We start from the raw sequence: 23,159 nt of genomic DNA on the forward strand, positions 1-23,159 counted from the left end.
AATGGAAGCCTTCCTGATCCTGCCGCGAGCGCCGGCCGGAGGGTGACCGGCGCCCGCGGCGGGATCAACCGTTGACGCTGTTGTAGGACTCAGTGAACTCGGTGATGATGTCGTCCAGGCCCTGGCTGCGGACCGACTCGATCGCTTCCTCGTAGCCGGCCATGTCCAGCTCGCCGACCATGTACCGGTTGAACGCGTCCATCACGGTCTGGTCGATCGTGGACCACTGTCGGTCGTAGGTCTCCGAGGACAGTGACTGGGCCGGGTTGGTGACGGCGTACTCGGCGCTCTCCGCCATCAGCTCGTCCGCCCGGTTCACGTACTCGTTGTCCGAGGTGAAGATGATGACGTTGTCGGCGGGCCGCGAGCTCGCGTATGGCTGCACCTCCTGCTCCCACTCGGTCTGGTTGATCCGGGAGTAGACACCCTCGCCGTCGACCTCGTAGTGCTCGCCCTCGATGCCCTGCGTCATCAGGGTGAACGGTTCCTCATCGAGCAGGCTGTCGATGAAGCCGAGCACCTCGCGCAACTCTTCCTCGGTCTCCACCGTCTGGGTGTTGATGGCAAGCCAGCCGCCCATGCCGCCGTTGGTGTCGGAGACGATCCGCCGCTCCACGTCCCCGGCGGTCATGTCGTTGATCTGCGCCCAGTCCATCGGCGTCTCCGGATCGATGCTCTCCGCCAGTTCGAGGTAGCCACGGGCCTCGAACAGTCCGGTGATCACGATGCCGCCCTCGCCACGGGCGATGGCATCGCGCTGGTTGTCCTTCTGCATCGTGACGAACTCCTGGTTCATCCCGCCGCTCTCATACACGCTGCGGTACCAGGCCATCGCCTCCTTCCAGGCGTCGGTGGTGTATGCAGGCACCACGTTCCCCGCGTCGTCGAGCTCGAACCGGTCCCCGGCACCGAAGTAGCCGGCGATGATCCGGAAGGACAGCGAGAAGCTCTCCGACCGCTCGATGAAGCCGGTGGTGTCATCCTCGCCGTTGCCGTCCGGGTCGTCCTCGGCGAACGCTTGAGCGACCTCGGCAAGCTCGGCGAGGGTGTGTGGGGTCTCCAGGCCGAGGTTGTCCAGCCAGTCCTGGCGCACCAGGACGCCATATCGGGCGATCGGCTTCTGGAACGGGATCCCGTACAAGTGGCCGTCCAGGCGGGCCACGTCGATCGTGGCCTGCGGGATCTGGGAGAGATTGTCGAACTCGGACAGATAAGGCTCCACGTCCCAGAACATTCCCGACGTCAGCGCGTTGCGCACCGTGGTGGAGTCGATCTGGGTCAGGGAGGTGATGTGTCCGCAAGCGTGCCGGAGGCGAGCGCCGCGTTGATCTTCTCCTCCTTGGATGCGTCCGGCACCCACTGCATCTCGAAGTCGGTGCCGGTGTAGTCCACCAGTGCCTCGTGGATCGGACCATTCGGGTCGGGGGTGGTGGGCGTGTGCAACATCGACATCCCAGGTAATTGGGCCGTCATCACCGCCGTCTCCTCCCTCGGTGCCGCCGTCGCTTCCGCAGGCGGTCAGGGCAAGGGCGGTGGCAAGTACGGCTGCAGTGCCGCCCGCCAGTCTCTTCCGGGTATTCATACTGCGCTTCCTTTCTGAAGGTGCCGCTCGGCGATACCCGGTCGATCCGGGTGTGCGAGGTCAGCGTGTGCGTCGTTGCGCTCGGCTCGGGCAGAAATCTCGGTGCGGGCAGGGTTTGCGGTGCCAACAGGGCCCGCGGTGCCGCCGCCGGTGGAGCCGTTCGCCGCGCTGGCTTCTTCGGCGTCCACCTCGGCAAGCTGGCGGAAGACGCCGCGCACGATCAAGCCGACGACGGTCATCGGCAGGGCGATCCCGACCACTGGGAGCAGCGGCAGCGCGAAGCGGTACATCACCCAGTACAGGGCGGCTACTGCCGTGGTGCCGATGATCGTCCAGTGCAACGACCCCACCCCGAGGAGCAGTGCGGCACTGAGCGTGGAGCGGATCGTGGTGACGTCCAGGGCCGCAAGCACGAAGTACACGTACGCGGCGATCACGGCCAGCACCACCAGAGCCAGCAGGTTCGCCACCCGCAGGTACCAGTTCGCTGCGCTGAGCAGATTCACACCGATCACCACCGCGACCGCGAGCAGCACCCAGCTGACCAGCACCGGGCGCCAACGCAGCTCGGTGGCGTAACGCCGGAACGTGGCTGCTGCCGGTGGGAGTTCGCCGAGACGGAACCAGCGGTCGACGTACTTGGCGAATGCGTAGGTCGCGGGCCCGACGCCGAAGATGCCGAGGCCGACCACCGTGGTGGCGACCCAGAGCAGGTTGAGCCAGAGCAGCCGGTAGAAGCCGGACAGCAGATGGTTGAGTCGGACCAGACCTTCGTAGGACAGCATGGGAACACCTCCTCCGCCTCGGCGGGCTAGTAGACGCCTTCTTCGCCGAACTTCTTCGCCATCCGGTTCGCGATGACCACGAGGAGCAGACCGACCAGCCCCTTGAACAGGCCGACGGCGGTGGCGTAGCTGAGCTGACCGTTCTGGATTCCCGCCGTGTACACGTAGGTGTCGAAGATCTCGGCCACCTCGCGGTTGAGGGAGTTCAGCAGCAGGAACATGTGCTCGAAGCCGAGCTCGAGGAAGTCACCGATGGCGAGGATGAACATCACCACGATGGTGGGCCGGATGGCCGGCAGGGTGATGTGCCAGGTCTGCCGCCAGCGGCCGGCGCCGTCCAGTTCGGCTGCCTCGTACAGGCTCACATCCACCGCGGTGAGGGCGGCCAGGTAGATGATCGTGCCCCAGCCGGCAGACTTCCAGACGTTCTGGAACACATACATCGGGCGCAGCCAGTCGGGGTCGGTGAGGAAGCCGATCTCCTCCCCGCCGGCACCTGCGATGAGGTTGTTGATCGCACCGCCATCGGTGGTGAGCAGGACGTAAAACAGGGAGACCACGATCACCCAGGACATGAAGTGCGGCAGGTACACGATCGACTGCAGGGAGCGCTTGAACACCCGGGACCGGATCTCGTTCAGCATCAGCGCGAGGATGATCGGTACCGGGAACGAGAACACCAGCAGCAGCAGGGACACGATCAGGGTGTTCCCCAGCAGCATGAAGAACGTGTCCTCGGTGAACAGCCGCACGAAGTGGTCGAAGCCCACCCACGGGCTCTCCGCCACACCCAGGAACGGCATGTAGTCCTGGAAGGCGATGACCAGGCCGCCCATCGGCATGTACTTGAACAACAGGAAGTACACGATCCCCGGCAGCGCCATCAGGTACAGCGTCTTGTGCCGCCAGATGGAGGCGGCACGGTGCCTGGCCGGCCGCACCGGCGCATCGCTCGGTGGCGGGGCCGCCCCCTGGCGCCGAATGAGCGGAGGTGCGCTCATCGCGTCGTCACCTTCGATGTTGTCGTCGCCCGCATTGGCGTTAGTCCCTCGCTCCGCATCGAGCCGATTGGTCAGGGAATCCGGCAGGAACCGGTTTCTCAGTGGAGTGAGAGTACAACAGAGTCACGACACTTAGCAACGGGGTGAGTCTTTCCAGCGAATCACCATCAATTCACCCGATGTCATCGGAGCTCTCGGCATCACCATTCCCCTGCGAATGGATCCATTTTTCGGGAGACCGGTTACTCACCGGCCCGTCCGGAAGCGAGTGCCGCCAAGGGATCCCGGGGTAGCCCACTCACGCCCCACTGCGCCCATCGGAGACAACCTTCGGTGTCGGAGCAGAGCTGTACCTTGACTCCGATCCCGCACGCTACCTCCGATCGCGAAGCGGTAGTGGCCAGTGCGGGCTCGCCGGTCAGCGGGTCGCCGGTCAGCGGGTCGCGCAGGTCGCGGTCGAGCGCGGAGGCTACCGCCGGGACATGGTCATCGTCCGGGCACTCGCGTACCGCTCGGCGAGGTCGGCGCTCGGCGACGTGGGAGCGAACGTCTTCTCCCCGGCCAGCTGCCACTGCGGCGGCTCGTCCTCGCCGCTGAGCGCCCAGGCGGCCTGGCGACCTGCGCCGTCGGCCACGTACTCCCCCGGCGCCGGTACCAGCACCTCGGAACCGAGCACATCCGGGGCGATCTGCTGCACGGCACTGGAGCGGGCGGCCCCACCGATGAGCAGCAGTCGGCGGGCGCGCACGCCCTGCTCCCGCAGTGCGGCGAGCGCATCGGCGAGTCCGGAGATCACCCCTTCGACGGCGGCCCGCGCCAGGTGCGCGGGCGTCAGGTTGGCGCGGCGTACACCGTGGATCGCGCCCGTGGCATCGGGCAGGTTCGGGGTGCGCTCACCTTCGAAGTAGGGCACCACGGTCAGCCCGTCTGAGCCTGAGGGTGCCGACAGCGCCAGCTCGGCGAACGCCTTGTGGTCGACCCCGAGCAGGGCGCCGACCGCGTCGAAGACCTGGCTGCCGTTCAGCGTGGCCAGCAGCGGCAGGAAGTGCCCGCTCGCGTCCGCGAACGAGGCCACGGTGCCGCTGGCATCGGCCGTCGGGGTGTCCGAGACTGCCGAGACCACCCCGGAGGTGCCGATGGAGATGGCCACGTCTCCTACGCCCATTCCGAGGCCGAACGCGGCGGCTGCGTTGTCCCCGGCACCGGCGCCGAGCACCAGCGTGCCGCCGTCGGGCCGGTTCACCGTGCGTGCGACGCCGCCCGGCGCCACCACGGTCGGCACGGCCACCGTCCGGCCGAAGCCGCGTTCGAGGAGATCGGGCTGATAGCTGCCGCTGACGGCATCGAAATAGCCGGTACCGGACGCATCCGAGGCGTCCGTGGTCAGCCGGGCAAGCCCGTCGGTTCCAGGGCCATCACCGGCCAGCCGCCAGGTGAGCCAGTCGTGCGGTAGCGCGACCGCGGCCACTCGGGCCGCATTTTCTGGTTCGTGCTCCGCCAGCCAGCGCAACTTGGTGATGGTGAAGGAGGCCACCGGCACCAGGCCGACGCGCTGGGCCCACACCCGCCGGCCGGCGTCCGGATCACCGTCGCCGAGCTCGACGATCAGGTCCCCGGCGGCACCGGCACTGCGGGTGTCGTTCCAGAGCAGCGCCGGGCGGACCACCTCCCCGTTCTCGTCCAGGGCGACCATGCCGTGCTGCTGCCCGCCGACGCTGACGGCAGCGACGTCGTCCAGCCCGCCGGCAATGGTGATCGCTTGCTGCAGCGCCTGCCACCAGGCCTCGGGGTCCACTTCGGTGCCCGGCGGGTGGGGTGCGGAGCCGAACCGGCGCAGGGCGCCAGTGGCCGCATCCCGGATCACCACGGTCGCGGACTGGGTGGAGGAGTCGATCCCTGCTACCAGGGCACCGTCGGATGAACTCATAGGTCCTGCCTAGCCGATCAGGTGCTGGATCGCCAACTGGTTCAGGCGGACGAATCCGTAATTGCGCTCACCGGCGGCGTCAGCGTCGAAGTCCTCGAACGCGCTGGTATCGGCGAGCAAGTCGGTCACCGACTCCCCCGCAGCCAGGGTGGGCTCGGACAGCTCGAGCACCCCCGAGTCGGCGAATGCCTGCTGGACGGCGGGGTCCGCGCGGTAGGCCTTGGCCTTGGCGGCGAGCAGCAGGTAGGTCTCCATGTTCGCCTTGGCGGAGTCCCAGACACCCTCATAGCCCTCGGTACGGGACGGCTTGTAGTCGTAGTGCCGCGGTCCGTCATAGCGGGGGCCGCCGCCGGGGAAGCCGTTCTCCAGCAGGTCCACGGTGAAGAAGGCGGAGAGAAGATCGCCGTGCCCGAACACCAGGTCCTGGTCGTACTTGATCGAGCGCTGACCGTTCAGGTCGATGTGGAACAGCTTGCCGGACCACAGGGCCTGCGCGATCCCGTGGGTGTAGTTCAGACCGGCCATCTGCTCGTGCCCGGTCTCCGGGTTCAGTCCGACGATGTCGCCGTGCTCCAGCTCGGCGATGAAGCCGAGGGCGTGACCCACTGTGGGCAGCAGGATGTCCCCGCGCGGCTCGTTCGGCTTCGGCTCCAGGGCGATCTTCAGGTGGTAGCCACGCTCCTTGATGTAGGCGGCCACGGTGTCGACGCCCTCGCGGTAGCGGTCCAGGGCGGCGTTGATGTCCTTCGCGCCGTCGTACTCGCTGCCCTCTCGCCCACCCCACATCACGAACGTCGTGGCGCCGAGCGAGGCGGCCAGGTCCACGTTGCGCAGCACCTTGCGCAGGGCGAACCGGCGCACCGACCGGTCGTTGGAGGTGAACCCGCCGTCCTTGAACACCGGGTGGCCGAACAGGTTCGTGGTGACCATCTCGATCACCAGACCGGCGTCGTCGGTGGCCTTCTTGAAGTCGGTGAGGATCTTCTCCCGGGTGGCGTCATCGCTGCCGAACGGGACGACGTCGTCGTCATGGAAGGTCACGCCCCAGGCACCGAGCTCGGCGAGCTTGGTGGCGTACTCGCCCGGGTCCAGAGCGGGGCGGGTCGCCGCACCGAACTGATCCTGCGCGGTCCAGCCCACGGTCCACAGACCGAAGGAGAACTTGTCGTCGGGAGTGGGGGTCACCATGGCGGGCTCCTCGTCGCTGAGTCGTGCGGGCGGGCCGATGCCTGGAGATCCTGGCGGAGCGGACGGGGCCGCTCGCTGCCGCGGACCGGAACGGCCACCGCTGCGACATGCTGTTTGTTGTTCCGCACAACTTATCTCGTGGCTGGACTAAGGTCAAGAGTCATGGACCAGCCCAGTAGCCGCGCCGCCCGGCAGGAGAGCCTGCGTGAGCACAACCTCGCCCTGGTCGCGCGCGAGGTGCTCTCCGCCGCGCAGCCCCTCTCCCGCGCCGAGGTCGCCACCCGCACCGGGTTGAACCGGGCGACGGTCTCCCGGCTGGTCGCCGAGCTGGTGGCCGGACGGCTGGTGGTCGAGGACACCCCGGTGATCACCGGCGCCGGACGGCCCGCCACGCCGCTGCGTCCCGCCACTCGCACCGTGGGCGGGCTGGGGCTGGAGGTCAGCATCGACTTTCTCGGTGCCCGGGTGCTGGACCTGGCCGGGCAGCCGGTCGCCGAGGAGATCGTGGCCGGGGACCACCGCGGCTCCGAGGCGAGCGTCCTGCTCGGCCGGCTCCGCGAGCTGGCCGAGACAGTGGTGACCCGGGCCGAGGCCGCCGGCACCCGGATCGCCGGCACCACGCTGGCGCTGCCCGGCCTGGTGGCCCACTCCCGGCTTCTGGTGGCCCCCAACCTGGGCTGGCGGGAGGTCGACCCGGCCGAGCACCTCGATACGTTGCCCGGCGCCCGGCTCCGGCTAGATAACGAAGCCCGGCTGGCGGCACTGGCCGAGCTCGCCCAGGGAGGTAGTCGCTCATTCCTGTACGTCTCCGGCGGGGTGGGCATCGGTGCCGCTGTGGTCCAGGACGGCACGTTCGCCACCGGGGTGCACGGTTTCGCCGGCGAGCTGGGGCACGTCTGCGTAGATCCCGCCGGCCCGCGGTGCCGATGCGGAGCCACCGGATGCCTGGAGACCTTCGCCGGTACGGCCGCGATCCTGCGCGCTGCCGCACTCCCCGAGGCGAGCAGCCTGCGCGAGGTGAGCTCCGCCGTCGCCGACGGGAACGAGACCGCCCGCGAGGCGGTGGAGCGCGCCGGGCAGGCCCTGGGTACCGCTCTGGCTGCGCTGGTGAACCTCGTGGACGTGAACGAGGTGGTGCTCGGCAACACGCTGGCCGAGCTGGCCGAACAGATGCGCCCGGCGATGACGGCGGTGCTGGACGAGCGGGTGCTGGCGGCACAGTGGGCACCGGTGACCGTGCGGGTCGCCGATGCTTCCGCGCATCCGGCGCTCACCGGCGCAGCCCGGGCCGCCCTGGCACCGGTGGTCACCGATCCGGCCGGCTGGCTCGCAGCGACCGGCTGAGCGTTACGTCTGCGGCGACCTGCGAGACTGCGCTCATGGAGAGCGCGCGACCTTCGGCAGCGGACCGGGCCTGGTGCGATGAGGCGATCCGGCGTGTGCAGGCCGATGCGCACCGGTCCGCCGATACCCACCTGCACCAGCTGCCGCTGCCGGACCGGTGGGGCATCGACGTCTATCTCAAGGACGAGTCGGTGCACCCGACCGGGAGCCTGAAGCACCGGCTGGCACGCTCCCTGTTCCTCTACGCGCTGGCGAACGGCTGGTTGCGGGAGGGGTCCACCGTGGTGGAGGCGACCAGTGGAAACACTGCGGTGGCCGAGGCCTACTTCGCCCGGATGCTCGACCTGCCGTATGTGGCGGTGATGCCGCGCAGCACCTCCCCGGAGAAGGTGGCCAGGATCGAGGCGTATGGGGGACGTTGCCATTTCGTGGCCGCTCCGCCGGACATCTACCCCGAGGCGGAACGGATCGCCGCCGAGACCGGTGGGCACTACCTGGACCAGTTCACCTATGCCGAGCGAGCCACCGACTGGCGGGGGAACAACAACATCGCGGAGTCGATCTTCGCCCAGCTCGAGGCGGAGCGGCACCCGGTGCCGCGGTGGATCGTGGCCGCGGCCGGGACCGGCGGTACGTCCTGCACCATCGGGCGGTACATCCGCTATCGCCGGCACGAGACCCAGCTGCTGGTGGTGGACCCGGAGAACTCCGCCTACTACCCGGGGTGGAGCCTCGGCGTGAGCGACTACACCACCGGGATGCCATCGCGGATCGAGGGCATCGGCCGGCCCCGGATGGAGGCCAGCTTCGTGGCCAGCGTGATCGACGACATGCTGCCCGTGCCGGACGCGGCCAGCATCGCGGCGATGCACCACCTGGCGGAGGTGTTCGGCCGGCGGGCCGGCGGTTCTACCGGAACCTGCCTGTGGGGAGTGTGGAGTCTGGTGGCCGGGATGCGTGAGCGCGGGGAGACCGGCTCGGTGGTCACGCTGCTGTGCGACCCGGGCGAGCTGTACGCATCCACCTACTACGACCAGGCCTGGCTGGCGAAGAAAGGGATCGACCCAGCGCCGTACCGCGAGCGCCTGGAAGGCTTCTTCGCCGGGGGCACCCTGGGCTAAACGGAACGGTTCCGACACACCTCGGGCGAGCCAGAGGTGGGCGCGGCAACGGCGGCCCACGTTCCCCGTCGCCGCGCCTAGGCAGTCTCCGCGAGGGCAACTGCGCGACGAGAGACCGCGCGCTGCGGTGGGCTGGGCCGCAAGATCCACACCTCTGTGAACGGTAGCGGGACGAGCCGAACTGTTCGGCCACTGGGCCCGCTCACCCATCAGCGGATAGGCCGCATCACGCTCTCTCGCGCCACGATCCGCGGGGACGGATCGGCCACCACGCCGAGCCTAGTGGCGGTGCCAGAGAGCAGGGCTGAGACTTGCTCGACCGCCCGGATCCCCAGTTCCCGCATCGGCAGGAGAACCGTGGTCAGCCTCGGCCGTACCAACTCAGCGATCTCAGCGTCATGAATTCCCACCACTGACAGGTCCCGAGGCACATGCACGCCAGCGTCAGCGGCCGCCCCGAGCAGGCCGACGGCCGACATCACGTTGTTCACCACAACGGCGGTGGGCATCGATTCACCAGCTTGGAGCATCGCTAGTCCGGTAGCGCCAGCCTCTGCTCCATAGCCGCTAAATAGCGGGGGGCGAGGCTTCAGCCGCGCGCGCTTCATAGCGCCCACGTATCCCTCATGCCGCGGATTCAGGGGCTGGATGTCCTTGCCCCCAACGAACGCGATATCCGTGTGCCCGGCCTCAATGAGATGCCCTGCGGCCATCCGCCCCGCCGCGACCTCGTCCCCGGAGACCCACGGGTCATGGTCGTCCGACTGATACTCCACCAGCACAACCGGAGTGGGCCGGGACCGAAGTACGCCCAGCACCTCCTCATCGATCAGGCCACCACTCCGAAGCACAATCGCATCCACGGAGCCCTGACCCAGCAGCCGCGCGAGAAAGTGGCTGCCAGACCTCATCCACATCGTGTCGCCGAGCACGATGGCCCATCCTCGTTCCTCGGCGGCGTCATAGATGCCGTGGAACAGTTCCTTATACACCGGGTTCTCGAGGTTCTCCACAACAACGGCGATGGTGCCGGCCTGCCGACGGCGGAGCGCGCGGGCCGCACCATTGGGCACGTACCCTACTTCAGCAATCGCCGCTTCGACGCGGGCCCGAGTCGCCTCGCTCATGCGAGTGTGGGTCGTGCCGTTGAGCACGGCAGAGACTGCCGACGCCGAAACCCCCGCGATTCGTGCGATGTCCTTTTGTGTCGCCATCTGCCTCATCGTAACGATCGTTGGGTCATCGGGTGACTTCCGGTCACGACTCCGACTGTCTTGATACTACTTCAGACCAGTAGTGGCGATGCCCCGGACCAGATACCGCTGGCCCAGCAGGAACACCAGAAACAAGGGGATGAGGGAGACGATCGACATAGCGAACATGGCGCCCCACGACGACTGACCGGTGGAATCGAGGAAGGTCTGCAAGGCGATCGGCACCGTGTACAGTTCTGGGTCGGTCAGGAAGATTAGCTGCGAGAAGAAGTCGTTCCAGGTCCAGATAAAAGTGAAGATCGCTGTCGCGGCCAGAGCTGGTACCGCCAGGGGCAGCATAATTCGTAGGAAAATTCGACCGTGACCTGCACCATCGATACGTGCGGCTTCACTGAGCTCCTTGGGGACTCCACGGAAAAACTGGACCATGAGGAAAACGAAGAAGGCATCGGTAGCCAGAAACTTAGGAACGATGAGCGGAAGGAAGGTGTTGAGCCACCCTAATTCGGAGAAGAGAACATACTGCGGAACAATAATCACGTGGATCGGCAGCATGATCGACATCAGCATTACCGCGAACCACAGGCGTCGGAATCGAAAGTTCAACCTCGCGAAAGCGTAGGCCGCCAGTGAGCAGGACACCAGGTTCCCTAGCACCGCACCAGCGACCACGATGAAAGAGTTCATCAGATAGTGACTGAAAGGATCAGTCAGCACATTCCAGCCTCGAGAGTAGTTCTCGGCCGTAAACTCCGACGCAATCAGGCCGGGCTCACTGAAGATCAGAGCATCAGGCTTGAACGATGAGGCCAACATCCACAAGAGTGGATAGATCATCATGATCCCGACCACGATCAGGACGATACTCTTGACCACCCTGCGCGCACGCACTCGCCAGGATAGTGTCAACTCACGGTGCCGTGTCGGACGCTCGACCACCTCGGTCTTCGCCGCTTCTTCGGGGGTTAGTAGCTCAGTCATCGTAGAAGACCCAATACTTCGAGGCAAAGAAGTTGATAGCAGTCATCGCCCCAATGATGATCAAGAGTAGCCATGCCATGGCTGACGCATACCCCATGTTGAAATTTCCAAAGCCTTCTTGGTAAAGATATAGCGTGTAGAACAAGGTCGAGTCACTGGGTCCACCTGTGCCGCCGGAGACGATGAATGCCTGAGTGAACGTTTGGAACGCATTGATTATCTGAAGGACCAGGTTGAAGAATATTATCGGGGTCAGCATTGGGAACGTTATGCTTCTGAACTTCCGAAACTTCGAGGCACCGTCCAAGCTCGCAGCCTCGTAGTACATCTCCGGGACCTGCCGGAGTCCGGCGAGGAAGATCACCATGGGCGATCCGAACGTCCACACATTAAGGATGATCAGCGTCCCCAATGCATAGTCAGGATGCGAAACCCAGCCCTGGGTGCCGATCTGAATCAATGGTTGGATGCCGTTGAACCACTCGATCATCTGGTTGATCAGCCCGTTGGTACCGAACAGTTGCCGCCACAGAATCGCGATCGCGACCGAGGCACCCAGCAAGGACGGCAAGTAAAAGACCGAACGGTAGAGGGCTAGTCCGCGCACACCCTTGTCCAGCACCATCGCCAGTCCCAGCGCAGCTGCAAGTTGCAGCGGTACGGAGACGAAGACGTAGGTGAAGGTCACTGCGAGAGACTGAATCAGTCGAGAATCCTGGAACAGGCGCTGGTAGTTCTCCAACCCCGCAAACACAGGATCCGAGAACAGGTCGTAGTTCGTGAAGGACAGGTACAGCGACGCGAGCAAGGGCCCTACGACGATAAGGCCCAGGCCCACGAACCAAGGAAGCAGGAAGACCGCGGCCGCCTTCCCATCGGCCCGCTCGGAGGGAGACTTGGTCGCCGACCTTCCTGTCTTGCTGAGCTTCGAGAGCTCACTCGTCACAGCCACGGCGCCTCCCCTTGAGTGTCGGGTTCATCATGGTCATTCCAATGCTGTCCTGGACCGCCCGGCGTGCGTAGGTAGGCCGGGCGGTCCGTGCGAACTAGTTGGCTGCGGAGATGCTCTGGTCGAGTTCGTTCGCGAACTGCTCGGCAGCCTCCTCGGGCGAGAACTGGCCGAACAGCATCTCTTCGGCATAGCGCCGCAGCACCTCCTCGGCTGTGTCCGCGCCGGGTGGGGGCGGCATCGGCGCAACCTCAGGGGCATCGGCTTCAACGGTGGCGACAAAGTCCGCCATCATCTGCTGCTCAGGCGAAAGATCCTCCCTGATGTGCTCCACGACGTCTCCATTCGCCGGGATGCCGCGCTCGGCCTGCAGGATCTCGGCCGCCTCGAGGTTGCCCTGGAGGCAGTCCAGCAACTGTGCTGCCTCGACCGGGTGGGCGGTCTCTGAGGTAATCGACCAGCTCATCGACCGGAAGGTCTGACCCGTCTGGCCCGCTTCGTGAGTCGGCAGCTGCAGCAGTTCGAACTCTGAACCGGTGCCCGCGTGCAGGGCAGTGATCTCGTTGATCGGCCGTACCGCCAGCAGCGCGCGACTGGTACCGATCATCGTCTGCTCGATTCCTCCGCCCTGGTGCTCGACCGAGATGGACGCTGGGGCAGATCCGCCCGACTCCTGCAGGTCAAGTCCGTACTGCAGGAACGAGGCCACGACCCCAGTATCTAGGCCTACTCCGGTCTCTGTGTAGAGACCGTCGAGGTGCCCGAGTTGCCTCGCCCAAATATTCAGGAGACGGATGTCCTCGCTGGGCTGCTGCAGCCCCCACACCTCACCGTCAGAAGCCTCGGACACGCTGCTCGCATAATCGAACAGATCGTCCCAGTTCCAGTTCTCATCGTCTGGCCGCTCAAGCCCATATTCCTCCATCATGGTCACGTTAAGGACGAGTCCGGAAGCGTTCGTAGTGATCGGAATCGAGTAGAGCGTCCCGTCAACCGCATCCGCGTTCAGCACACCAGGCGAGATGGCGGATGTGTCGATGTACTCTTCGACGGTGGCGATATCCAGCAGGCCGCCGCGCTGACCGTACGAGCTAATGGCGCCACTGACGACCTGAATGATGTCGGGCGGGTTGCCGGCAGCGAACTGGGTCGCCAGCCTGTCGTCATAGCCCTGGCTAGCAAACTCGGCTGAGGTGGTGATATTGCCGATAGCAGCTTCACATACTGCCAAGGCTTCCTGTGTCTGCTCGTGGCGACCCTCGCTGCCCCACCAGGCTACGCGGATCTCAACGGCATCCCCGCCGTCGGTCGCTTCGTCATTGCCCTGGGACAGGTTGTCCGCCTGGCCACACGCGCCCAGAAGCAGCAGTGCTACTGAGCCCATCGCTAGGACTGCGGCGGTGCGGCGCGGCCGCCTCACTCGCAGTGGCAAACTGGCATTCCTCATCGTGTACCTCCAATTGGTCGCAGGCGAGTGCCGGCTCATAAGGCGCGACAGATTCGCCGTACAGGATTGTGCTGGCCATCTGCCGAAGTCGACTGCGAGCAACGGCATTCACTCTTGCGGACGTGTCACTCCACCGCTGTGGGTCATCAATGATGCTGGTAACCGTCTCCGCCGCCGCCCTCTTAGCGCCCAGAGAGATTTCAATGAGCATGTCCGATCCACCCAGATCGTGGTACATGCGCCCCTTAACCGTCTCGGTAGGTTGGCGCAGGTACACAGTAGGAACCGCGTGGGCTGAAGCAATAATCGGCGAATGGCATTCCATGCTGATCACCGCGCGACTCACGGAGTAGACGGCGCTGGCCTCTGCGAGCGACCAGAATCGATCCAGCACTCGGACCTGCGGTGCTACGTCCGGAGGTAGTAGCGGGAGGAGGTGCTCCCGCGCGTAGGCGGGTGCGTAGGACATCTCCGGGACAACGGCAGCCGGGGACTGGGTCTGGCGAACCCAGGTCACGATGGCGGCAACCAAAGGCCCCAGGTCGGCCTGGGAGGTCGCCGCATTGATCGCGTCCCTACGGAGGCTCTCCGAGGTGGGTTCCTCGCCGCGCATCTGGGCGTAGGGGGCATAGCGCAACCTCGGCACGAAACACGCGAAGCTGTCACTGCTCAGGTCCATCTCCTTAAGGAAGGGGTCGATGGTGGCAAGGTCGGCATCGCCATAGGAGAAGGTACCGTCAGGGCCGAACTCCAAAGACGCGGCCTTGATCTGCTGGCGGCGCAGGTAGTTCAGCGATATGGAGTCTCTGCAGAAAATGAACTCCGCAGAATTGAGAGGCTCCCGGGCTTCCTCGCTATGAAACGATGACGGGAGGAACTCCGCCATGGCTTGTAACTCGGCCAGCGTTCCCCAAGTCGGTGGGCAAACTGGATCGACCGTCACGCCAGCGTATCCATGAGGCTTTCCCGTGGTGCGGGACCAATGCTGGAATTCGGCGTGGCGATTCTCGACGTCAGCTGCGGAACCATGGACCATCACCTCCGCTGACCGCCATGCCTCTTCGAGTTCAGGCGTCGTGAAATGGCCGCTGCTAGTCAGCTTGCCCCGTACTATCGACACCTGCGGAAGGAGCTGGCGCATCAATGCCTCCTCGCGCTCACCGAGAGTTACCGGCCAGAGCGTGAGTTCTGCATCCCGATCCGCTTCCAACAATGCCGAGAGTAGTCCAGGCGAGTGCGCCGTATCGCCAATATTGACGTCTTGCCAAGACGAGCGAAGTAGCACTCTCCGCGACTTTGGGGAACTCATACACACCTTTCCAACGCGGCATCAACGCCGTAGAAATCCTGACGAGCCGCCTTGTTGACGTGTCGTTGCGTCAAAAGTTAGCACCACGGTTTAGAGGTGTCAAACATGTGGCATCTGCAGCGCAGTTCGCCACAGCGCCTGCGGTGGCGAAGGTGAGGACTCGGTACGCCCATTTCGGTTGATGGTGCCTGGCAGATCACAGACGCCCCGGGAACGACTGTCATCCGGCGCACGACGCGTCCGCATGGCCGGTCGGTGCGCGCTTCGACTCGCCAGCCGAACATGACCAGTCCCGCCGAACACCCCTCACGCGCTTGACTCGAAGGGGTCAGTTTCTCTAAGGTGACGCAACGACACGTCATTCCCTTCGAAGTACGGCCGGAGCAGCACTGAAGCGCTCGACGTCCACTCGTTTCCCGCAGCCGAGCACCGCATGCGCCAGCTCACGCTCGAAGTCGCGACGTAGCGTCCGCTGGCGGGCGGGCGATCGCTGGCGAGGATCACGAACCCGTCCCATTCAGGGCAGAACACCCAAAGGAGGCACTGAGGTGCAACGGAGCATTCACCAGGCGACAGCCCGATCACGTATGCGCGCGGGAATTGCCGCCGGAGCCGCACTGGCTGTCGTGGCGACCGGTCTGATCTCGACCCCGGCGGCAGCCGACGACGTCTCGGATCTCACCGCGCTCTTGGATCTCTCCCGTCCCGAGCTGGCTCAGGTGGCAGCGGAGGTCGCGGCCGGCGACGCACCGGGCGCTGCCGAGGAACTGCAGGAGTTCTATGCCGGCCGGACGAACGTGGAAATTCCCGAACCCGGTCGAGCCGGAGTCGGTGAGGCGAGCGCGGACGAGTTGGCGAACGGGACCTTCCGCTTCGACGGCGTGACGCGCGACTTCTACGACGAGGGTTCGCAGCGGATCGATGTCGACTGGCAGGACACTTGGGACGGTACGGAGGAGGCGCCGGGCGGGGGCCAGGTGTGGATGTCTGACTTCGCCTTTATGCCGACGCTGACCTGGGCGTATATGAGCGAGCCGAACCCGCAAGTCCGCGCCGACTATGCGCAGGCGTGGATGGAGATCACGCTGGACTTCTTCGCCGACAACCCGGACTGGCCACGGAACCGGAACCTCTCGGGAGCGAAGCGTCTCAACCAGTTGGTGGACTCCTTTTCCGTGTTCCGCAGCGAGCCCTCCGTCAACGCCGGTCAGCTGGTGGATTATCTGATCGGGGTCGACGCCACGACGAGCCATCTCGCCGATGCGCTGGAGGCGCACCGCGGCAACAACTGGTTCTTGTCGATGGCCCGTTCCATCTACATCACCTCGGTGTACCTCCCGGAACGCGCCGCATCGTATGAACAGGAGTACTTCGCGGTGCGGTCGTTCGAGTCGTTCCTGACTCAGCACGGCGCTCTGTTCAAGGGTGACGGCGTGTACCGCGAGCCGACGGTCAACTATCAGGCGTACGCGGCGGACCTGGTCAATTCAGTCGTTGAGGTCGGTGAGCTCAACGACCGCACGCTGCCCGCCTCCATCATCCGGACGACGGACTGGATCGCCGACTCGCTCTTCGCTACCCGCATGCCCAACCTCGAGGCCCCCCTGTTCGGAGATGCCGGTAACGTCAACGCGGGCCGAGCGGCCATCGCGACGAGCGGTGAACGCCACGGGTGGTCGGACTTTACCTGGGTCGCGTCCGGTCGCGCCGAGGGCACCGCTCCGGGGCTGGGCTCGACGATCTACCCCAGCAGTTTCGGCGTCCAGCGCTCCGGCTGGGACGCCGACGCCCGTTACATGCACATCAACAACCAGAACACCTCCTACACCCGCTCTCACCGGCACCCGGATGACCTCAGCCTCATCATGGCTGCGTACGGTCGTCCGCTGATCGTCGATCCGGGCACCGCTGGTTACAGCTCGACCCCGCTCAATGACTGGCTGCGCCGCACCACCGAGGCGCACAACACCATCGAGGTCGACGGGAATCCACAGGAGGCCGGGGTCACGCGCGCCTCCTACCTGTGGCGATCGAACGAGGGGCTCGACGTCTACCGGGGTGAGGCTCACGGCTACCGTCCGGTCATCCACGACCGCGTCGTCTACTTCGTCAAGCCAGGGTTCTGGATCGTCTCCGACGCCCTGAGCGGCGACACCGCAACGCACGACTACCGGCAGTTCTGGCACTTCCCGGGCGATCCGGTCACCGTCGACGCCGAGACCAACGTCGCCACGATCGGCTTCGACACAGCTGCGGGTGCTGACCCGGTCTCCGGCGCGCAGCTAGTGCCTGTCAGCGCCGAAGGCTCTGACGCGGTCGCGACAGTCCACGAGGGCGGCGCAGCTCGGGTCGGAGATGAGATGCTCACGGACATCGAGTACTTGTCCTACGACTGGACTAGCGACGGGCCGACCGGTCTGGACACGGTGATCGTTCCCGGTGAAGCCGGCCCGGCTCCCTCGGTGACTGCCTCCCGGATCGAGATGCCCGAGGTGGATCATTCCGTGGCGAGCGCTCTGGAGATCGACCTCGCAGCGGCCACCGGTCGTTTCTACCTCTCCCGCGAGGAGACTCCCTCATCACGGTCGTTCGGCGACGCCACGACCGATGGCGAGACGGCCTATCTTGAGCGCAGCGACGACGGCGATCTCACCAGGTACGCGCTGACCTCGGGGACATCCCTCATCGACGACGGCGAGACAATCGTCGTCGCCTCCGACCTCGTTTCCGACGTCAGTGTGAAACTCGCGGGCGACACCGCCGAGATCTCTCTCTCCGACCCCTTCACCGGAACGCTGCAGCTCAGCGCCGGCTCCGCAGACGAGGTACTGGTCAACGGTGAGGCGACGGACTTCACCCGCACCGGGGACGTGGTCACCATCTCCCTTGAGGAATCGTTCGAACCTGCCCTCGTCTTCGATGAATCGTTTGACGAGAGCAGCCTGGAGAGCACCACCTATGCATTCGAGAACGGTTCACTCCAAGGCTGGCGACCGCGGCACGGCGATGACAGCTGGGAGCTTGGCGGGCAAGACGGGACCCAGTTGGCACAGACTTCCAGTGCCAACCGCCAGTCGTTCGCGATACAGCAGGATGTGCCTGCGGACGTCCGGATCTCGGCAGAGATCGTGCCCGGGGAGCGCAACTACGCCACGGCGCGGACGGGCTTGACGTTCCGCTACCACGACTCCCACAACTACTACCGGGCCAATATCCTCAAGTCACGCGAGGGGGTACAGCTCCAGCTCGTGAAGGTTTACGCTGGCGAACTGACAGTCCTAGCCGAGACCGACCTGCCGATCGATGCGGACTCTGCGCACACCCTGTCCATCTCAGCGGTCGGGAGCCACCTGGTCGCCACAGTGGGCGACACATCGATCGCCGTCGACGACACTCGCCTATCGACTGGTGGCGTGGGTGCCTTCACGCATCGACAGGAGGCGCTCTTCGACAACATCACGATCACCGAGGCGGTCGACGGGGACCACTGGCAGGCCATCGGGGGTGACATCTCAATCGACTCCGATCAGTTGCGGATCACTCCCAGCAATGACAGGGCACATGTCCTCATGACCTCGGCCTTGCCGTCACGGTTCTCCGACGTCTGCGACTACGCCGTCAGTACCACCGTCACGCTCGGCGACACCGGCGCTGCAGGAATCTCGCTGCGCGACACCGGGGACGCGTACGGGTACCGCATCCACATCGGTAAGACAACCCGCAATTCCCAATACGCGAGCATCGTCCGAGAGGCGCACCGGTCCGGACCTGCGCAGATCGCGAGGACGTCCGTCAGCAACAACCTCGACGGGCCGGTCGAGCTGGGTGCCACCGTTCATGGCGACCGGATCACGGTGACGCTGAACGGCACACAGATACTCGAGGCCCGCGACACCCTGGTCCGCAGCGGTGGCGTCGGGCTGTACGCAATGGGGTCGGAGAGCGCGTTCGAGGACCTGACCGTTGCGGGTGGCTGCGAACGAGCCGAGTCCGATACCGGCGTCGAGATCCCTGCCTGGGATGCGGCCGGCACGTACACCGAGGGCGACCGTGTGACCTATGAAGGTGCGGTTTGGTCAGCGGCCTGGTGGACGCGGGACCAGGCACCCGGCGACCCATACGGTCCATGGCAGGAGGTGTCCAGCACCGAGGACGGCATCGCTGTGTGGACTGCTTCCAGGATCTTCACCGAGGGTGATGTCGTGGTGCACGAGAGTGAGCGGTACCAGGCGCAATGGTGGACGAGGAACGATCCTCCTGGTGATCCGCACGGGCCGTGGGAGCCGATCGAGCGATAGCTCCCACACCCAGGCAACAATCGCGCCATGGTTCCTGAGACGAGGCGATCGTCCGAACGAGTCATGCGAGGCGCCCACCCCGTTCGTCGAGGCGGGCGCCTCGGATGCGTCGGCCAGGCCACACGGATATCCTCCACGGTCAGGCAGAGAGCGCTTACCATGTGGCCTATGCCTTCGGTGACCCTCAGTGATGTGGCCCGGGAGGCCGGGGTGTCCCTGGCTACCGCGTCCCGTGCGATCAACGGCAGCGCGAACCGCACCGTGCGCCCAGAACTCCGGGAGCGGGTACTGGCGGCCGCCGGCCGACTGGGCTACTCCCCGGACGCGAACGCCCAGGCGATGGCGCGCGGGCGGACCACCACGCTCGGGCTGATCGTGCACGACATCGCCGACCCGTACTTCTCCTCGATCGCCGCCGGGGTCTCCGCTGCGGCCGAGGACGAAGGGCTGATGGTCACCCTCGCCAGCACGGCCCACCGTCCGGAGCGAGAGACGGTGCTGCTGGAGATGCTGCAATCCCAGCGTGCCCGGGCGATCGTGATCGCCGGTGGCCGCCAGGACGATCCGGAGGGCACCGAGGCGCTCCGGATAGCGGTGGCGGCATACGCCGAGCGGGGCGGCACGGTAGCGATGATCGCCCAGCCGATCCTGGACGTGAACACTGTGGCGATCGACAACACCGGCGGGGCGGCGGCGCTCGCCCAAGCACTGGTGGGCATCGGTTACCGGGAGTTCGCCATCCTCACCGGCCCGGGGCGCCACCTGACCGGTGCGGAGCGGACCACCGGGTTCGCCGCTGCGCTCACCGAGGCGGGCCTGCCGGAGCCCCATCTGGTGGAGTGCGAGTTCACCCGGGACGGCGGCTACGCCGGAATGGCCGAGCTATTGCGCAGCGGGCCGAAGGTGCAGGCCGTTTTCGCCGTCAACGATGTGATGGCGATGGGCGCGATGGCAGCCGCGCGGGACGCGGGGTTGACGGTGGGCGCAGATATCGGAGTTGCCGGGTTCGACGACATCCACACGCTGCGGGACGTCACGCCGGGGCTGTCCACAGTGGCGGTGCCGCTGCCGGAGGTGGGCCGGCTGGCCACTCACCTGGCGCTGCAGCCATCCTCGGAGAAGCCGCTGGTCGAGCAGGTGCAGGTGGAGGTAGTGCTGCGGGACTCGACACCACCGCTGACCTGACTCTGGTCGGGCGCGGGCGTGGTCGCTGGCCCGACACACCGCGGATGCGCTGGCGTCCGTGGCACACGATTGCCAGCGAGGGTCGAGGTCACCCGCGAATCTGCCAGGGTGGAGCCATGTCAGACGACGTGGTGGACCTGAACGCCAAGTTCGAGCAGTTCTCCGAACACTGGTCACCCAAGCTGGTGGCGCGCCTGAACAACTATGAGGTGAAGCTCGTCCGGATCGAGGGCGAGTTCGTCTGGCACAGCCACCAGGACACCGATGAGCTGTTCCTGGTGCTGGAGGGTGAACTGACCATCCAGCTCCGGGATCGCGACGTCACTCTCGGCCCGGGCCAGCTCTACGTCGTGCCACGAGGCGTCGAGCACTGCCCGCGCGCGGATGGCGAGGTCAGGGCGCTACTCCTCGAGCCCGCGGGAGTGGTCAACACGGGCGATGCCGGTGGCGACCTGACGGCGGTCGTCACCGAGATCTGACCGGCGGCCGGTCTGGGCGCGGCGGTCGCGGGTCGCCGGTCTGGGCGCGGCGGTCGCGGGTCGCCGGTCTGGGCGCGGCGGTCGCGGGTCGCGGGTCTGGGCGCGGCGGTCGCGGGTGGCGTGGTGCCGGACGCTCCTTGACGCGGTCCCACCTCGCCGTCTAGCCTTGGGAAAGCGCATTCCAAGCCACGACGGTTGGCCACGCCCACCAGCACCCCGGCAGTCGCCGTTCCCCACACCACCAGGAGACTCCATGACCACCCGCACTCTGCGAATCGCGATGAACGGCATCACCGGCCGCATGGGCTACCGCCAGCACCTGCTCCGGTCGATCCTGCCGATCCGCGATGCCGGCGGGGTCGAACTCGCCGACGGCACCAAGGTCCAGGTGGAGCCGATCCTGGTCGGCCGCCGGGAGAACGCCCTGGCCGAGATCGCCGCAGAGCACGGGGTCGCAGAGTGGACCACCGACCTGGACGCCGTCATCACCGACGAGCGCACCGACATCGTCTTCGACGCTTCGATGACCAGCCTGCGCGCCGACACCCTGACCAAGGCGATGAAGGCCGGCAAGCACATCTTCACCGAGAAGCCCACAGCGGAAACCCTCACCGAGGCGATCGAGCTCGCGCGGCTGCGCGCCGAGACCGGGGTCACCGCCGGAGTAGTCCACGACAAGCTGTACCTTCCGGGCCTGGTCAAGCTCCGCCGTCTGGTGGACGAGGGCTTCTTCGGCCGGATCCTCTCCCTGCGCGGGGAGTTCGGCTACTGGGTGTTCGAGGGCGACCACCAAGCCGCGCAGCGCCCCAGCTGGAACTACCGCACCGAGGACGGCGGCGGTATGACCACTGACATGTTCTGCCACTGGAACTACGTGCTCGAGGGCATCCTCGGCTCGGTCAAGTCCGTGACCGCGAAGACGATCACGCACATCCCCACCCGCTGGGACGAGCAGGGGCAGGAGTACGCCGCCACCGCCGACGACGCCGCTTACGGGATCTTCGAGGTCGCCGGCCCGAGCGGAGAAGACATCGTCGCCCAGATCAACTCCTCGTGGGCGGTGCGGGTCTACCGGGACGAGCTGGTGGAGTTCCAGGTGGACGGCACGCACGGCTCGGCGGTGGCCGGGCTGCGCAACTGCGTCGCCCAGCAGCGCGGGCACACCCCGAAGCCGGTGTGGAACCCGGACCTGCCGGCCACCGAGCCGTTCCGGGACCAGTGGCTGGAGGTCCCCGCGAACGACGATCTGGACAACGGCTTCAAGGCGCAGTGGGAGGAGTTCCTCCGGGACGTCGTCGCCGGCCGTGAGCACCGCTACGACCTGCTCTCGGCCGCCCGCGGTGTGCAGCTGGCCGAGGCCGGTCTGACCTCTTCCGCGCAGGGCCGGCGGATCGCGCTCGAGCCGATCACCCTCTGAGGCGGCCGGAGATGACCGACTTCCCCACCGGCGACCTGAGCCGGTTGTCCCTGAACACTGCTACCACCAAGGCGCTCACCCTGGCCGAGGCGGTGGACGTGGCCACCCGTGCCGGACTCGGCGCCGTCGGCCTGTGGCGCGACCGGGTGGCCGAGGCTGGCCTGACCCAGGCCGCCGAGATCGTCAAGGCCTCCGGTCTGCGCGTCTCCTCGCTGTGCCGGGGTGGCTTCCTCACCGCTGCCGACCCCGCCGGGCAGGCGGACGCCCTCGCGGACAACAAGGCCGCGATCGTCGAGGCGGCCACGCTGGGCACGTCCGAGCTGGTGATGGTGGTGGGCGGCCTGCCCGCAGCACCGGGGCCGGAACAGCCGCCGGCCCCCGGTGGCGACCGGGACCTGGTGGCGGCCCGGCAGCGGGTGGCCGACCGGGTGGCCGAGCTGGCACCGTTCGCCGGTGAGCACGGGGTGCGGCTGGTGCTCGAGCCGCTGCACCCGATCTTCGCTGCCGACCGTGCCGTGCTGTCCACCCTGGAGCAGTGCCTGGACCTGGCTGCGAACTTCCCGGCCGAGCAGGTGGGGGTGGTGGTGGACACCTATCACGTGTGGTGGGATCCGAAGCTGCGCGAGCTGATTCACCGCGCTGCCACCGAGGGACGCCTGGCCGGCTATCAGGTGTGCGACTGGAACCTGCCGTTGGCCAAGGACGCCCTGCTCTCCCGCGGGTTCATGGGCGACGGCTACGTCGACTTCGCCTCGATCACGTCCTGGGTGGCCGAGACCGGCTACACCGGGGACGTGGAGGTGGAGATCTTCAACCAGGAGATCTGGGACGCCCCGGGCGATGAGACGGTCCGCACGATGGCGGAGCGCTACCTGGAGCTGGTTCAGCCCTACCTGTAGAACCCGTCCACGCATGGTCTGGACGGCTACGGC

Annotated in this window: 18 protein-coding genes; 7 read left to right on the plus strand and 11 right to left on the minus strand. The window is 66.3% G+C overall.

Going from position 1 to position 23,159, the window contains the following annotated elements; genetic code table 11:
* Positions 1–64: 64 nt before the first annotated feature.
* The 6 genes from FU260_RS20215 to xylA all read right to left on the minus strand — a co-directional run bounded on the left by FU260_RS20215 (position 65) and on the right by xylA (position 6,483).
* Positions 65–1,258, minus strand: a complete 1,194-nt coding sequence (locus FU260_RS20215) for a type 2 periplasmic-binding domain-containing protein (protein ID WP_168211876.1) — start codon at positions 1,256–1,258, stop codon at positions 65–67.
* A gap of 20 nt (positions 1,259–1,278) precedes the next feature.
* The gene (locus tag FU260_RS23705; protein ID WP_168211877.1) at positions 1,279–1,473 is read right to left on the minus strand and encodes a hypothetical protein; all 195 of its coding nucleotides are present in this window, start codon (positions 1,471–1,473) and stop codon (positions 1,279–1,281) included.
* A gap of 105 nt (positions 1,474–1,578) precedes the next feature.
* Positions 1,579–2,367: a YesL family protein gene (locus FU260_RS20220; protein ID WP_147918680.1), complete on the minus strand. Its 789-nt coding sequence runs from the start codon at positions 2,365–2,367 to the stop codon at positions 1,579–1,581.
* Positions 2,368–2,393: 26 nt separating this feature from the next.
* Positions 2,394–3,368: an ABC transporter permease gene (locus FU260_RS20225; protein ID WP_147918681.1), complete on the minus strand. Its 975-nt coding sequence runs from the start codon at positions 3,366–3,368 to the stop codon at positions 2,394–2,396.
* A 469-nt stretch (positions 3,369–3,837) separates the two neighbouring features.
* Positions 3,838–5,295: a xylulokinase gene (locus tag FU260_RS20230; protein ID WP_147918682.1), complete on the minus strand. Its 1,458-nt coding sequence runs from the start codon at positions 5,293–5,295 to the stop codon at positions 3,838–3,840.
* A 9-nt stretch (positions 5,296–5,304) separates the two neighbouring features.
* Positions 5,305–6,483, minus strand: coding sequence for a xylose isomerase (gene xylA, locus FU260_RS20235; protein ID WP_147918683.1), 1,179 nt, complete (start codon positions 6,481–6,483; stop codon positions 5,305–5,307).
* A gap of 162 nt (positions 6,484–6,645) precedes the next feature.
* On the opposite strand from xylA, the gene FU260_RS20240 reads away from it, so the two are divergent.
* Together FU260_RS20240 and FU260_RS20245 are read left to right on the plus strand one after the other, a co-directional pair.
* Positions 6,646–7,827, plus strand: a complete 1,182-nt coding sequence (locus FU260_RS20240) for an ROK family transcriptional regulator (protein ID WP_147918684.1) — start codon at positions 6,646–6,648, stop codon at positions 7,825–7,827.
* A 35-nt stretch (positions 7,828–7,862) separates the two neighbouring features.
* On the plus strand, positions 7,863–8,948 hold the full coding sequence (locus FU260_RS20245) for a PLP-dependent cysteine synthase family protein (protein WP_147918685.1): 1,086 nt from the start codon (positions 7,863–7,865) through the stop codon (positions 8,946–8,948).
* Between the two features lie 209 nt (positions 8,949–9,157).
* Here FU260_RS20245 and FU260_RS20250 read toward each other — a convergent pair whose 3' ends face one another.
* The 5 genes from FU260_RS20250 to FU260_RS20270 form a co-directional block, all read right to left on the minus strand.
* On the minus strand, positions 9,158–10,171 hold the full coding sequence (locus FU260_RS20250) for a LacI family DNA-binding transcriptional regulator (protein WP_147918686.1): 1,014 nt from the start codon (positions 10,169–10,171) through the stop codon (positions 9,158–9,160).
* Between the two features lie 57 nt (positions 10,172–10,228).
* A complete protein-coding gene (locus FU260_RS20255) occupies positions 10,229–11,143 on the minus strand; it encodes a carbohydrate ABC transporter permease (RefSeq protein ID WP_147918687.1) in 915 nt (304 codons plus the stop codon).
* Positions 11,136–12,095 carry a carbohydrate ABC transporter permease gene (locus FU260_RS20260; protein ID WP_147918688.1) on the minus strand — a complete coding sequence of 320 codons (960 nt, stop codon included), beginning with the start codon at positions 12,093–12,095 and terminating at the stop codon, positions 11,136–11,138. Before FU260_RS20260 ends, FU260_RS20255 begins: the two co-directional genes overlap by 8 nt.
* A gap of 94 nt (positions 12,096–12,189) precedes the next feature.
* Complete coding sequence (locus FU260_RS20265; protein ID WP_168211878.1) at positions 12,190–13,476, minus strand: ABC transporter substrate-binding protein; 1,287 nt, start codon at positions 13,474–13,476, stop codon at positions 12,190–12,192.
* A complete protein-coding gene (locus FU260_RS20270; RefSeq protein WP_168211879.1) occupies positions 13,409–14,680 on the minus strand; it encodes a polysaccharide pyruvyl transferase family protein in 1,272 nt (423 codons plus the stop codon). Before FU260_RS20270 ends, FU260_RS20265 begins: the two co-directional genes overlap by 68 nt.
* Before the next feature lie 755 nt (positions 14,681–15,435).
* Here FU260_RS20270 and FU260_RS20275 point away from each other — a divergent pair.
* From FU260_RS20275 to FU260_RS20295, 5 genes are all read left to right on the plus strand, one after another.
* A complete protein-coding gene (locus FU260_RS20275) occupies positions 15,436–19,146 on the plus strand; it encodes a heparinase II/III family protein (protein WP_148239468.1) in 3,711 nt (1,236 codons plus the stop codon).
* Positions 19,147–19,314: 168 nt separating this feature from the next.
* Complete coding sequence (locus FU260_RS20280; protein ID WP_210418137.1) at positions 19,315–20,331, plus strand: LacI family DNA-binding transcriptional regulator; 1,017 nt, start codon at positions 19,315–19,317, stop codon at positions 20,329–20,331.
* Positions 20,332–20,447: 116 nt separating this feature from the next.
* Entirely contained in the window at positions 20,448–20,810 is a 363-nt protein-coding gene (locus FU260_RS20285; protein WP_147918693.1) for a cupin domain-containing protein, read from the plus strand.
* Between the two features lie 253 nt (positions 20,811–21,063).
* A complete protein-coding gene (locus FU260_RS20290) occupies positions 21,064–22,227 on the plus strand; it encodes a Gfo/Idh/MocA family protein (RefSeq protein WP_147918694.1) in 1,164 nt (387 codons plus the stop codon).
* An 11-nt stretch (positions 22,228–22,238) separates the two neighbouring features.
* On the plus strand, positions 22,239–23,126 hold the full coding sequence (locus FU260_RS20295; protein WP_147918695.1) for a sugar phosphate isomerase/epimerase family protein: 888 nt from the start codon (positions 22,239–22,241) through the stop codon (positions 23,124–23,126).
* Positions 23,127–23,159: the final 33 nt, after the last annotated feature.

The sequence above is a fragment of the Ruania zhangjianzhongii genome (assembly GCF_008000995.1).
GTDB classification, from domain to species: Bacteria; Actinomycetota; Actinomycetes; order Actinomycetales; family Beutenbergiaceae; genus Ruania; species Ruania zhangjianzhongii.

Bases quoted from the DNA above. Each gene is read 5' to 3' on its own strand.
- xylA (WP_147918683.1), bottom strand. From the start codon at position 6,483: ATGGTGACCCCCACTCCCGACGACAAGTTCTCCTTCGGTCTGTGGACC.
- FU260_RS20245 (WP_147918685.1), top strand. From the start codon at position 7,863: ATGGAGAGCGCGCGACCTTCGGCAGCGGACCGGGCCTGGTGCGATGAG.
- FU260_RS20290 (WP_147918694.1), top strand. From the start codon at position 21,064: ATGACCACCCGCACTCTGCGAATCGCGATGAACGGCATCACCGGCCGC.
- FU260_RS20230 (WP_147918682.1), bottom strand. From the start codon at position 5,295: ATGAGTTCATCCGACGGTGCCCTGGTAGCAGGGATCGACTCCTCCACC.
- FU260_RS23705 (WP_168211877.1), bottom strand. From the start codon at position 1,473: ATGACGGCCCAATTACCTGGGATGTCGATGTTGCACACGCCCACCACC.
- FU260_RS20255 (WP_147918687.1), bottom strand. From the start codon at position 11,143: ATGACTGAGCTACTAACCCCCGAAGAAGCGGCGAAGACCGAGGTGGTC.
- FU260_RS20265 (WP_168211878.1), bottom strand. From the start codon at position 13,476: ATGGGCTCAGTAGCACTGCTGCTTCTGGGCGCGTGTGGCCAGGCGGAC.
- FU260_RS20240 (WP_147918684.1), top strand. From the start codon at position 6,646: ATGGACCAGCCCAGTAGCCGCGCCGCCCGGCAGGAGAGCCTGCGTGAG.
- FU260_RS20250 (WP_147918686.1), bottom strand. From the start codon at position 10,171: ATGAGGCAGATGGCGACACAAAAGGACATCGCACGAATCGCGGGGGTT.
- FU260_RS20280 (WP_210418137.1), top strand. From the start codon at position 19,315: ATGCCTTCGGTGACCCTCAGTGATGTGGCCCGGGAGGCCGGGGTGTCC.
- FU260_RS20220 (WP_147918680.1), bottom strand. From the start codon at position 2,367: ATGCTGTCCTACGAAGGTCTGGTCCGACTCAACCATCTGCTGTCCGGC.
- FU260_RS20275 (WP_148239468.1), top strand. From the start codon at position 15,436: ATGCGCGCGGGAATTGCCGCCGGAGCCGCACTGGCTGTCGTGGCGACC.
- FU260_RS20225 (WP_147918681.1), bottom strand. From the start codon at position 3,368: ATGAGCGCACCTCCGCTCATTCGGCGCCAGGGGGCGGCCCCGCCACCG.
- FU260_RS20295 (WP_147918695.1), top strand. From the start codon at position 22,239: ATGACCGACTTCCCCACCGGCGACCTGAGCCGGTTGTCCCTGAACACT.
- FU260_RS20285 (WP_147918693.1), top strand. From the start codon at position 20,448: ATGTCAGACGACGTGGTGGACCTGAACGCCAAGTTCGAGCAGTTCTCC.
- FU260_RS20270 (WP_168211879.1), bottom strand. From the start codon at position 14,680: ATGCGCCAGCTCCTTCCGCAGGTGTCGATAGTACGGGGCAAGCTGACT.